The sequence below is a fragment of the Oceanobacillus sp. E9 genome, from assembly GCF_001741975.1.
Lineage (GTDB): Bacteria > Bacillota > Bacilli > Bacillales > Amphibacillaceae > Oceanobacillus > Oceanobacillus kimchii.
In genome coordinates this window covers 336,685-349,372 of record NZ_LSNA01000001.1, presented here as the reverse complement: position 1 = coordinate 349,372, position 12,688 = coordinate 336,685, and the positions used below count along the sequence as shown (strand labels likewise).

Below are 12,688 nucleotides of genomic sequence, written 5' to 3'. Positions count from 1 at the left end.
TCCTTATCTTTTATAGGGAGGCTCTTCAAAAAACAAAAGTGAATGAGAAAGGTGAATAGAATGAAAGATTCTACAGAAATGAAAACGAATACAACAAAAAATAATACAGTTTCCCTTCCACAAACGGGAGTGAAAATATTTGGAATGCCAGTGTTATGGTTTCTTCTATTTTCAGCAATAACGATTATCGCAATATATTCCGGTAGCCTTCCAGCTGGTATGATTGGTAGTTTACTTGTCATGATTGTAATTGGTGAACTATTAGGATTCGTCGGAGATAGAACGCCAATCGTACGTACCTTCCTTGGTGGGGGAGCAATTGTCGCGATATTCGGCTCTGCGTTTATGGTATATAGCGGTATATTGCCAGAGTATGTCGTTACAGGCGTTACTGATTTTATGACAACTGGCGGTTTTCTTGATTTTTATATTGCAGCACTTATTACCGGAAGTATTTTGGGAATGAGCTCTAAGCTATTAGTTAAAGTTGGTGTCCGTTTCTTTGTTCCTATCTTCGGAGCAATCATTGGTGCGATTATTTTAGCAGCTATTATTGGTAGCATTGTAGGATTCACGATTCAAGACGCAATACTTGTTTTAACATTACCGATTATGGGTGGAGGCATGGGAGCAGGCGCTGTTCCGATGAGTCAAATCTATTCAGAACTATTAGGCAACAGTCCAAGTTACTATATTTCTATGTTAGTACCTGCACTAGCTTTAGGAAATGTATTTGCCATTGTGTTAGCTAGTGTACTAAATTTAATTGGGAAAAAATATCCTTCTTTAACAGGAAACGGACAAATTATTGAAGGAGTAACGGAAGAGAAAAAAGAACAAAAATATGATATTAAATTAATGGGCGCAGGGTTGCTTGCAGCAATTGCTTTCTTTACAATTGGCTCTGTGTTAGGGGATTTCTTACCAATTCATGCGTATGCAATTATGATTATTTTAGTAGCTTTAACTAAAATTGCTAATATCTTACCGCAAACTGTTTTAGATGGTGCAAGTCAGTGGTATCAGTTCGTAGCTAGTAACTGGACATTAGCACTTTTATTCGGAATAGGGGTTGCTTACACGGATTTAAATACAGTAATCGAAGCATTGACACTTCAATATATTCTAACTGTATTTGCTGTCGTATTAGGAGCAATACTTGGTGCAGGCTTGCTAGGTAAACTCGTAGGATTTTACCCAATTGAGGCGGCTATTACAGGTGGATTATGTATGGCTAACATGGGCGGTACTGGAGACGTGGCAGTATTATCCGCTTCCAAGCGTATGCAACTAATGCCATTTGCTCAAATCTCTTCTCGTTTAGGTGGAGCAATTATACTGCTCATTACAGGACTAATCATACAAATGTTCTTATAAACAGCATTACTAAGAGCTCTTATTGTGAGACACAATAAGAGCTTTTTTATGTTTGTAATTAACGATAGAATTTAGCGTCAATACAAAAAGTGAAATATTTTATATGTAAATCAATTTCATAATTAATAAAATCCGAATGTATTGCTGTTTGATTTCCATTGCAGACGGCGCTTTCCGCAGGCACGGCTTCAACTAACTAGGAAAAGAATCCCACTTTTCCTAGTGGATTTTCAACTCGTGCTGATCCTGCAGGAGTCGCCGTCTTCCATTTCAATCAAAACCAAGTAATTCTAATAATCCGAACATTAATATTTATATTCAGTCTTATTATTTATAAAATTAAGCAACAGAAATTTACTCATATGGTATAATTACCTATATAACTAAACTTTTAGGGGGAATACACATGGGTCTTTTTGATGGTATTATGGGGAATGCTTCTGAAGTAGATAAGAGCAAAATTGAAGAAGAATTTAAGCAAGTTTTAGCGGAATCGGAAAATATTGAGAGAACGTATAAACTTATTCGAGATTTGTTTATCTTTACAAACAAGCGATTAATTTTAGTAGATAAACAAGGTGTAACAGGTAAAAAGATGGAAATCCATTCCATACCTTACAAAAATATTGTTCACTTTAGTATTGAAACCGCTGGAAGTTTTGATTTAGATGCTGAGTTGAAAATCTGGATATCTGGTAATTCTGTGCCTTTCCAAAAGCAGTTTAACAAAAGCTTAAATATATATGAAGTTCAAACCGTATTGGCAAGCTACGTACTTAATTAATTTATTTATTTTATTTGACATTAACTATCTGAAGTTTTACACTTTTACTTAGAATTGAATAGTGTATTCTTCGGGGCAGGGTGTAATTCCCGACCGGCGGTGACAAGTTAATAAGAACTTGAAGTCCGTGACCCGCTTTCATGCGGTGGATCTAGTGAGAATCTAGAACCGACAGTAATAGTCTGGATGGGAGAAGAATAGCTGTATGGATACGTATATCTATTGACGTGGAGAAAACTAGGTTGTTTCTAGTTGTCTTAAATTTACGTATTTTTACACATATCGTTTATTAGAGTTAGCTATGCCCCGCAATCTACATATTGCGGGGCTATTTATATGGAGATTATGTAATTCATTTTTCCTTACATCGTTCTACGAGTGAGACTAATTTAGTTGCTTACTCTCTATTTCAGTATTATTCCCCCTTTAAAGAGATCACATTCATTTCTGATATTAAATTAAATAAAAGGAGCTGATGGTTTGTTTACAGGAGTTGTTCAAACAATTGGGCAAGTAACGAACGTGGAGAAGCGACGAGAAACAATTCAACTTGTTATTCATACAACAGAGTCGCAATTGCTGCATTACAACGTTGGCGACAGCATGGCTGTTAATGGAGTGTGTCTGACTGCCACCAAAGTAGCTGAGGATACATTTACGGCTGATGTCATGCCTGAAACATTTCGATCTACCAATCTTCAATATGTGAGTATTGGTTCATCTGTGAATTTGGAAAGGGCGATGCGTGCAACAGATCGATTTGAAGGGCACATCGTTGCGGGTCACGTAGATTCCACTATTACCGTCAAACGTACATGGAAAGACCAAAATGCATATTACATGAGCTTCACATTGCCGATACCATATGCGCAAGAAGTCATTGCGAAAGGTTCAGTTACCTTGGATGGTACCAGTTTAACGGTTGTAGAAAAATCTAGTCATACATTTACGATTAGTTTGATTCCCCATTCACAGCAAGCATCGATTTTGTCCCAACGTCGAGTGGGTGATTACGTAAATATGGAGACGGATATGCTTGCTAAATATATTCTTCAAGCAAACAAGCAAACCTTATCACAGTCCTTTTTACAAGAAAATGGATTCTAAGGAGGGAAAATATGAACGAGCAAAGCAAGATAGAGCGGGCGATAGAAGATTTGCGGAATGGAAAATTGATTATTGTTGCAGATGATGCGGACCGAGAAGCAGAAGGAGATCTTGTTGGACTCAGCGAGTTGGTAACGCATGAAAATGTTAATTTTATGACTAAATACGGACGAGGATTAATCTGCGTTCCAATTACAGAAAAACGAGCGGTGGAATTAGATTTAGATGCAATGTCTAAAAATAATACCGATACGTATGGTACTCAATTTACGGTTAGTGTTGATCATTATACCAATTCTACAGGGATTTCTACGGCTGATCGTGCAGATACAATACGGGCTTTAGCTGACCCATTATCAAAAACGACAGATTTCAAGCGTCCGGGTCATATGTTTCCATTAATAGCGAAGAATGCAGGCGTATTGGAACGTAGAGGTCACACAGAAGCAGCTGTTGATTTGGCAAGTCTATCAAACTCGTTTCCATCGGCGTATATTTGTGAAATTTTAAATGATGATGGATCGATGGCAAGATATCCAGCTCTTGAAACACTGGCGAAACAATGGCATTTAACCTTAATTACAGTAGAAGATCTCGTTCAATATCGAAAAAAAGAAATAGCTATAGAAAATTAATCGTAGAGGAGTTTGATCGTATGACAATATATGAAGGAAACTATAATGGACAGGGAAAGAAGATTGCGATTGTAACAAGTAGATTTAATGAGTTTATTACTGCGAGACTATTATCCGGTGCAGAAGATATGCTTATTCGTCACGGCGTAGCTAGAGAAAATATCGATGTGATCTGGGTTCCTGGCGCTTTTGAAATTCCTTTTATAACTAAACGTGCAGTTAATTCACAAAAATATGACGGTGTATTAACGTTAGGAACAGTTATCCGCGGAGCAACTACACATTATGATTATGTTTGTAATGAAGTCTCCAAGGGAGTAGCCCAAGTAGGGATGAATAGCAACATACCAGTATTGTTTGGTGTATTAACAACAGAGTCGATTGAGCAAGCTGTAGAAAGAGCAGGAACGAAAGCTGGAAATAAAGGTGCAGAAACAGCGCTCGGGTTACTTGAAATGATATCATTAAACGAACAATTCCAAATAGAGAGCATCGGAATGAACTAGTATGAACAAACTGTCCAGAAGTCTCACCGTGATAAACGAAGGCTATGGACAGTTTTTTTAGTTGCGGGAATTATAATATTTGAGTCAATTTCATCATTCTAAGTTTTATTTAAAATCGAATGTTTTATTGGTATTTATATAACAACGTTAGATTAACCGCAATCACTTGGCTTTGATTGTAATGAAAGAAGGCGACTCCTGCTCAGAATAGCTGATGCTGTGCCTGGGGAAAGCTGTAATGAAAATAAAAATAGCGAACATTCGAACTTCACACAAAATATTTTGATTATAAAATAGACTCATTTGTGTGCTATGAATAACTAAATAATTGAAACCAGCTACATCTAGTACAAGTGTACATAAACAGAAGTTAAAAATACTGTTGTGAAAATGTTAAAAATTTGAAATAATAAATTTTGATTGATAAAAATCTAGATAGGAGGTTTCATGTAGAAATAATTTAATAGAAAGGATGGGAATAGAATATGAAATTTACGATAACAGGCGATAGTGCCATTATCATGAAAGGGTTAAGCGAGTTACAAGCAAGCTATGATTTCTCATTGGCTGAACGATCCGAGATTAACATTACTTGTGTGCAGGAAGAAACACTCAATGGCTTAGCAATCTCTTATAGACAAGGAAATGGGACCATCACATACGCATACCCTAATCAATTCTTTCGCGCTTTTAGTATGCTGCTTCAACATCTACAACAAGAAGATACTCCTCTGGAAACAAACGAAAAAATGCAATTTTCAACTGTTGGACCGATGTTCGACCTTTCACGGAATATGACCATGAAATTAACAACATTAAAAGATTTTATCCGAAAGTTAGCTATGATGGGGCATAATAGCATCATGCTTTATATGGAGGATACCTATGAAGTGAGTGATGAACCTTACTTTGGTTACATGCGTGGACGTTACACAGAAGTCGAACTACGTGAATTGGATGAATACGCTGCATTATTCGGGATAGAGCTAATACCGTGTATCCAGACACTGGCTCATTTGGAGGAATTTCTAAAATGGGATGCTGCCTATAAATACAAGGATACAAGAGGTGCATTGTTGCTGGAAAGTGAAGATACGTATGATTTGCTAGATAGAATGATACATGCGGTTACAAAACCATTCCGCAGTAAACGTATTCATATAGGTATGGACGAAGCGGAAGAAGTAGGTAGAGGAAGGTTCCTAAATATTCATGGTTATCAATCCCGCTTTGAGATGATGTCGAAACATTTAACAAGGGTATTAGAATTCACGGATAAATATGAATTAGAAGCGATGATGTGGAGTGATATGTTTTTAAAGTTAGCATCGGAAACAGGAGATCAGTACGACAAATCTACGAATCTGCCAGAATATATTATTCAACAATTACCAGAAAATGTTCAATTTATGTATTGGCAGTATAACCAAACGGATTATGATCACTATGACAATATGATAGGTCAATTAAAACGGTTTGGCAGGACTCCAGCGTTCGCAGGAGGCATGTGGGTGTGGAATACATTCGCACCAAACTATCATATTTCTTTAAGCGCGAGTGAAAAAGCACTTCAAGCATGTAAAGATAACGGAATTCGTGATGTGTTTGTGACTTTATGGGGTGATGATGGATATGAAAACAATGTGTACACTTCTCTTTATGGATTACAATATTACGCAGAACATGCATTTAGCGAGCAAGTAGATGAATTGCAAGTCAAACAGAGAGCAACATTTATAACTGGAATTGATGCAGATGCCTTATTATTATTGAACAAGTTGGATCAACCACCTGGTGTAGCGGATGGAAATCTTCAGCAGACGAATCCATCTAAGTTCCTTTTATGGCAAGATCCATTATTAGGTGTTTTTGATAAACATATAGAAGGACTGGATTTAGACGAGTATTATAAAGATCTTTCTAAACAAATCGAACGGAAGCAAAAGGAAGCGCACGAATACGGTAAATATCATTTTGACGTACCTAAAAAGCTATGCACTGTATTAGCGAATAAAGCATCTCTCGGAGTAAATTTAAAACAGGCGTATGATAAGAAACAGTTGTCTGAGTTAACACAATTAGTAGATACAAAGATAGTGCCATTATTAAGTGATGTTTGTGAACTTCGATCTGCACATCGCAGACAATGGCTAACAATGAATAAACCGTTTGGTTGGGAAGTAATTGATATACGTTATGGAGGTTTATTGAATCGTCTAGAAACTACAAAAGATCGCATTGAACGTTTTGTACACGGTGAATTAGATCAAATTGAAGAGTTAGATCAAGAGAGACTTTATTATTCACCAAGATTCGAACAATCTACTGGCCTCGGGTGGGGTAGTTATTATTATCGTATGGCATCCCCTAATGTATTTTTTCATGTTTTACCAATTTACTAGAAATGGATGAGAAGCGAATGAATTCATTATTCGATGTATTTGTAGGGAGTTATGGAGAAAGGAATGAAGAAACAATTCACTGGCTTTCTTTTGACCCACGTATCGGTAAGCTTGAGAAAGTAGCAGCTTTTGATGGAATTGAGCACCCCTCTTTTTTAGAAGTTAACACGAGTAAATCTTGTCTATATGCTATTAGCGAGGTTGAACAAGGTGAGGTCATCTGTTATGGAATTGATCCAGTTCACAAGCAATTAATAGAATGGAGTCGTTATCCTACCCATGGTGGGTCTTGTTATGTTGAGGTAAATGGTGACTATGTTTTTGTAAGTAATTATACTGGTGGCAATATAGTCGTTTATGGAACAAATGAAAATGGAAAGATTGAAGAAGAGACCGATTGCGTCCATTTCTCAACTGAATCAAGATTGCATACCATACGGCGCTTGCCTGAAAGTGATTATTATGTTGCAACAGATCTAGGAAAGCATAAGTTATATTTCCTCTACTTTAACCAAGAGACAGGAAAACTTCAGCAGCGATTTGAAGCGGAAACACCTTATCCTTCAGGACCAAGGCATATTGATTTCCATCCAGAAATAGCAGTATTATACGTTGTAAATGAATTTGATTCCACAGTACTCGTATATGCATATGATGTAGAAAAGGAGTTCGTACAGTTACAGCAAAGAATAACCACGTTACCAAGTAATTGTAAACAAGAAAATTATGGTGCAGAAGTACAATGCAACGGAAAATTACTATATGTGTCAAATCGAGGGCACGATTCTATTACAACCTATCAAATAATAAACAATGGACTTCTAAAGAACTATTCGATTTCGAGATTAGGCAGCAAATGGCCAAGGCATTTTCAATCAAAGGTCCCTGGTGAAAAACATTTAATTATCGCCAACGAACATAGTAATGAGTTAATGGTAATGAGAAAAACACAGAAGAATGAATTAGTACATTCCAATCAGAGGCACGCACTGCCAAGACCAGTTTGTGTAAAAGTGATGTAGATAAAAAAATAAGTGTTTTAACATGAAGGAAGTAGCAGCTTCCTAAAAAATTGATTATAAACATTATAATGTTATATTGACGTAACATTAGAATAGTGTTACTATTTCGAATAAGGAGAAATTTTACTTAAGTTTTATAATCTCTTAATTTTATTTTAATGGAGGGGTGATACATAAACGATAGATTTGGTTTGATGAAGCATAGGGGGATCAACAGTTTTGTAGAAATATATTTTCTAGGGAGGGGAAAGCAAAGTGAAGGTAAAAAGATTATTGTTAATTCTTTTACTAATATCGTTTGTAACCGCTTTATCCGCTTGTAATAGCGATGATGAAGGGGGTGGCGAAGATGGTGGTGACGGCGGTGATGCGACTGCCGCAAATGAAGGTGTAAATGAGTCAGGAATGCCTATTGTCGATGAAGAGCTAGAGCTAACTTTTTTTGCAAACAAGCCTGCTCAAAATGAAGACAATGATTGGAACGATATCCTAATTTGGAATGAGTATAGAGATCAAACAAACATCAATGTGAATTGGGATCTTGTGAGTCCAGATGCTTTAGAAGAAAATCGTAATTTAGCTTTAGGTAGTGGAGATTTACCAGACGCATTCTTCCTATCGCAGCTTACGAGTACGGATTTATTAAGATATGGAGGGCAAGAAGTATTCCTACCGTTAAATGATCTGATTGAACAATACGCTCCAAATCTTACAGCGTTAATGGAGCAGGATCCAAGTATCCGTAAAGCTGTTACGTTTCCAGATGGAAACATTTACTCCATGCCAGCACTTATTGAGGAGGATTTCTTATCCTTACGTCTGAGTGCTCGTCCATGGGTGAATGAAGAGTGGCTAGATGAATTAGGAATGGAAATACCCGAAACAACAGATGAATTCTATGAATACTTGAAAGCCGTGAAAGAGCTTGATCCAGTAGGTGGAGGAAAAACGATTCCTTATGGAGGGACGCAAATCCAAGAATTAGTTCAATGGTTAGCTGGTTCTTTTGGTGTGATGAATCAAGGTCCGTCGAATATGAATTATGACTTAGATTCTTCTGGTGAAGTTCGTAACTTTGCTATAACAGATGAATATAAGCAAATGCTTGAATATATTAACAAGCTGTATGAAGAAGGATTGATTGACCAAAGTATCTTTACGATCGAGTGGGGGCAATTCCTAGCGAATGCATCTGATAATTTATATGGAAGCATGATTTTCTATGATCCAATTGAATTATTTGGGGAAGATATTGGAGCTCAATATAACAGTGTTGCAGCGTTAGAAGGACCAGAAGGACATCAAACCTATAATAAACTTTCTTCTTCTGTATGGGATCCAGCAAACTTAGTAATCACAAGTGAGAATGAGAATCCAGCCGCAACTGTACGTTGGATGGACCATTTCTATAGTGATGAAGGTGCGGAACTTTACTATATGGGGGTAGAAGGTGAAACATTTGAAATAGAAGACGGTGAAGCGGTTTATAAGGATCACATCTTAAATCCTGAAGGAGATATTACTTTCGAACAAGCGTTATCGAAACAGTTAACATGGTTAGGATCGATTAATGGGATTATTAAAGCAGATTACTTCCAAGGTGGAGAAACTGCTCCTCAATCCATGGAAGCTGCCGAGAAGATTGAACCTTTTGTTCCAGAAGAAATTTGGCCGCGTTTCACATTTACCGATGAGGAGAATATTATCTTGCAATCTACTGGTCAAGATATCAACAACTATATCGAAGAAATGCGCGACAAATTTATTACTGGTGATGAAGATTTAGCTAACTGGGATAATTATGTAGACACACTAAACCAAATGGGATTAGAAGAGGTTGTAGAAGTACATCAAAATGCTTATAACCGTTATACAGAGAATTAATTATTTTGATTACAGATGGATTTGAAGAGAGAGGTTCCCCCTTTTCCTCTCTCTTCTACCTTTTGCTAAAAGAGGTTGTTCAAAAAGTCCGGTGAAAATGATAATTATCTGGGGGATCTTCTACTAAAATAGCCCACGTCCTGTGGAAGCTCGTTGGCTTGCTTTTCTCGGTCCTTTTTGAGCACGCGCTAAAAAGGAAAAGAGAGTAGATTCTGTTGAACAGCATTACTTCCTAGTAACCAGCATGACAATACAACTTCAGACTTGTAAGTGAAGCAATGTTCAAAAGTATACATAATTGCCAATCAAGGTTGTTTCATTAGGAAGATATGGTAAACGTGTCAAGGTTGTATATTAGTTAGCTGTTTAAGGAGGTAGACAATAATATGGCAAAACTAGCGCCCGCTCATAGGGGTAGAGGCTACAAAATAAAAAAGAATTTACTTGCAAATTGGCAATTATATATATTTCTTTTACCTGTAGTTTCGTACTTTTTTATTTTTCATTATATACCAATGTATGGCGTTCAAATTGCTTTTAAAGATTACTTTGCGAACTTAGGGATCTGGGGAAGTCCTTGGGTTGGTTTTGAACATTTTGAGCGTTTTTTTAGCTCATATTACTTCTGGAGATTATTAAAAAATACGCTCGTCTTAAATCTATACATGCTCATACTATTTCCATTACCGATTATTTTAGCACTAGCATTTAATGAATTACGTAATGGGGCATTTAAGAAATGGACGCAAACCTTAACGTATGCACCACATTTTATTTCTGTCGTCGTTGTCGTAGGAATGCTTGTTGCATTTTTAGATCCCAATACAGGGTTAATCAATCATCTTATACGAGCTTTAGGGATGGAACCAATTCCGTTTCTAACAAGTCCAGATTGGTTCCGACATATCTTTGTCTGGTCTGGCCAATGGCAAACATTAGGGTGGAGTACAATTATTTATTTGGCAGCTCTTGCAGGGGTGAACCCGGAGCTTCATGAAGCAGCAAGAGTGGATGGTGCCACGAGATTGCAACGTATTTTCCGAATAAATATTCCAAGTATTATGCCAACCATCGTCGTATTATTTATTTTAAATATCGGAAACTTTATGCAAATTGGCTTTGAGAAAGTGCTACTCATGCAAAATACATTGAATTCGGAGACGTCGGATATTATCCAAACGTTTGTATATGAAACGGGTATCCTGCAAGGTCAATATAGTTTTGCTGCTGCTGTTGGTTTGTTTGAATCGGCGATTAATATCGTTCTTTTAATTACCGTTAATCAAATCGCACGAAAATTTAGTGAGAACAGCTTATGGTAGGAAGGAGGATACAACATGTCTAGATTTAGTTTGTCGGATAAAGCCTTTGACCGGTTAAATATACTCTTTGTATCGATCATTACAATAATCATCATTTATCCACTAATTTTTGTGCTGAGCGCATCCATCAGCGATCCTCAAGCTGTGAACACAGGGAAAATGTGGCTTTGGCCGGTGGATATTACTTTTGATGGGTTCCAACGAGTCTTCCAAAATGATGCGATTTGGACGGGATATAAAAATACGATTATATATACGATCGTTGGTGTGCTTGTACACTTGTTTGTTTTATTGCCAGCAGCATATGCCTTGTCCCGTAAAGAATTATTGGGAAAGAAGCTTTGGTTATGGTTTATTTTATTCACGATGTTATTTAATGGAGGGCTTATCCCAACGTACTTAGTTGTTCGTAATTTGCAAATGCTCGATACAATGTGGGCGATAGTGATCCCAGGTGTTGTAGGAGCTTGGTCGATTCTTGTTGCTCGAACATTCTTTCAACAAACAATACCTGATCAACTCGTCGAAGCATCTAAAATTGATGGGGCAAGTGACTTTTACTTATTTATTAAAGTGGTGCTACCGTTATCATTACCAATTATTGCCGTAATGGCACTCTTTCATGGGGTAGCTTTATGGAATCAGTACTTTAATGCATTAATTTATTTGCGAACAGAAGATAAGTTTCCATTACAGCTGATACTTCGGCAAATTTTAATCTTGAATGAAGTAAATGCAAGTAGTATTTCCAATGCTGCTGGTTCTGCACAATCGTTCGCAGAACAAGTAAAAACAGCTTCCTTAGTAAAATATGCAGTAATCATTGTTTCTGCACTACCATTATTAATTGTATATCCATTTTTACAACGTTTCTTTGTAAAGGGAGTTCTAATTGGTTCGGTGAAGGAATAAATAAACGGAGGCAAAAGTGGAACAGTGCAAGTGAAACTAGAGGTTGTAATAGAATTGATAGCTACTTTTGTCTCTGTTTACCAATGATTTGAGTAGAGAGGTGAGATAGATGACGAGTATTGCACAAGGATACTATACAATAGCCGTTTGGATAACACGTTTTGCATATTTAAATATTCTCTGGGTGGCTTTTACTATATTAGGGTTAGGAATATTTGGTCTTATGCCAGCAACCGTAGCAATGTTTGCAGTGGTTCGGAAATGGAATATGGGTGAGCAGGATATTACTATTTTTCCATTGTTTTGGAAGACATTTCGTCAAGAATTTGTAAAATCAAATGGGTTAGGACTTTTGCTAGTGGCAATAGGATACCTTCTAACGATAGAATTCCAAATACTTGGGACACAAACAAGTCTTATTTATCAGATGGTTCAGTTTAGTGTTGTCGTTATTTTAATTTTATATGTCATGGTAGTTGCTTTTTTCTTTCCAATCTATGTTCACTTTAATTTAAAATCCATGGACTATATCAAATGGCCATTTATTATAGGAATCATTCATCCTATTTTAACGGTGGTTTTATTAGTGGGAATTGGTCTGCTGTTATCTATTACTTTTTATTCTTTACCAGCATTACTATTTTTGTTTGGAGGAAGTGTAACAGCCTACATTTTAATGTGGGGAGTTTCGAAAACTTTTGCAAAATATGAAGTGCAGAATAAATAAATGTAGAAAG

Annotated in this window: 11 protein-coding genes and 1 riboswitch; all 11 genes read left to right on the top strand. The window is 36.7% G+C overall.

The window, feature by feature from the left end:
- Positions 1-60 precede the first annotated feature (60 nt).
- The 11 genes from AQ616_RS01560 (at position 61) to AQ616_RS01510 (ending at position 12,678) form a co-directional block, all read left to right on the top strand.
- Positions 61-1,377 (top strand): 2-hydroxycarboxylate transporter family protein, encoded by a 1,317-nt coding sequence (locus AQ616_RS01560; RefSeq protein ID WP_069684853.1) that lies wholly within the window; start codon positions 61-63, stop codon positions 1,375-1,377.
- Between the two features lie 406 nt (positions 1,378-1,783).
- On the top strand, positions 1,784-2,161 hold the full coding sequence (locus AQ616_RS01555; RefSeq protein WP_069684852.1) for a PH domain-containing protein: 378 nt from the start codon (positions 1,784-1,786) through the stop codon (positions 2,159-2,161).
- A 62-nt stretch (positions 2,162-2,223) separates the two neighbouring features.
- Positions 2,224-2,363: riboswitch (FMN riboswitch) on the top strand.
- Between the two features lie 278 nt (positions 2,364-2,641).
- On the top strand, positions 2,642-3,268 hold the full coding sequence (locus AQ616_RS01550; RefSeq protein ID WP_069684851.1) for a riboflavin synthase: 627 nt from the start codon (positions 2,642-2,644) through the stop codon (positions 3,266-3,268).
- A gap of 11 nt (positions 3,269-3,279) precedes the next feature.
- Complete coding sequence (gene ribB / locus AQ616_RS01545; protein ID WP_069684850.1) at positions 3,280-3,903, top strand: 3,4-dihydroxy-2-butanone-4-phosphate synthase; 624 nt, start codon at positions 3,280-3,282, stop codon at positions 3,901-3,903.
- A 20-nt stretch (positions 3,904-3,923) separates the two neighbouring features.
- Positions 3,924-4,409, top strand: a complete 486-nt coding sequence (gene ribH, locus AQ616_RS01540; RefSeq protein WP_069684849.1) for a 6,7-dimethyl-8-ribityllumazine synthase — start codon at positions 3,924-3,926, stop codon at positions 4,407-4,409.
- A gap of 485 nt (positions 4,410-4,894) precedes the next feature.
- Positions 4,895-6,811, top strand: coding sequence for a beta-N-acetylhexosaminidase (locus AQ616_RS01535; RefSeq protein WP_069684848.1), 1,917 nt, complete (start codon positions 4,895-4,897; stop codon positions 6,809-6,811).
- A 17-nt stretch (positions 6,812-6,828) separates the two neighbouring features.
- A complete protein-coding gene (locus AQ616_RS01530; protein WP_069684847.1) occupies positions 6,829-7,833 on the top strand; it encodes a lactonase family protein in 1,005 nt (334 codons plus the stop codon).
- Between the two features lie 255 nt (positions 7,834-8,088).
- A complete protein-coding gene (locus AQ616_RS01525) occupies positions 8,089-9,717 on the top strand; it encodes an ABC transporter substrate-binding protein (RefSeq protein ID WP_069684846.1) in 1,629 nt (542 codons plus the stop codon).
- A gap of 386 nt (positions 9,718-10,103) precedes the next feature.
- Entirely contained in the window at positions 10,104-11,039 is a 936-nt protein-coding gene (locus tag AQ616_RS01520) for an ABC transporter permease (RefSeq protein WP_017798444.1), read from the top strand.
- Positions 11,040-11,054: 15 nt separating this feature from the next.
- Complete coding sequence (locus AQ616_RS01515) at positions 11,055-11,951, top strand: carbohydrate ABC transporter permease (RefSeq protein ID WP_017798443.1); 897 nt, start codon at positions 11,055-11,057, stop codon at positions 11,949-11,951.
- A 109-nt stretch (positions 11,952-12,060) separates the two neighbouring features.
- The gene (locus AQ616_RS01510; protein WP_017798442.1) at positions 12,061-12,678 is read left to right on the top strand and encodes a YesL family protein; all 618 of its coding nucleotides are present in this window, start codon (positions 12,061-12,063) and stop codon (positions 12,676-12,678) included.
- Positions 12,679-12,688: the final 10 nt, after the last annotated feature.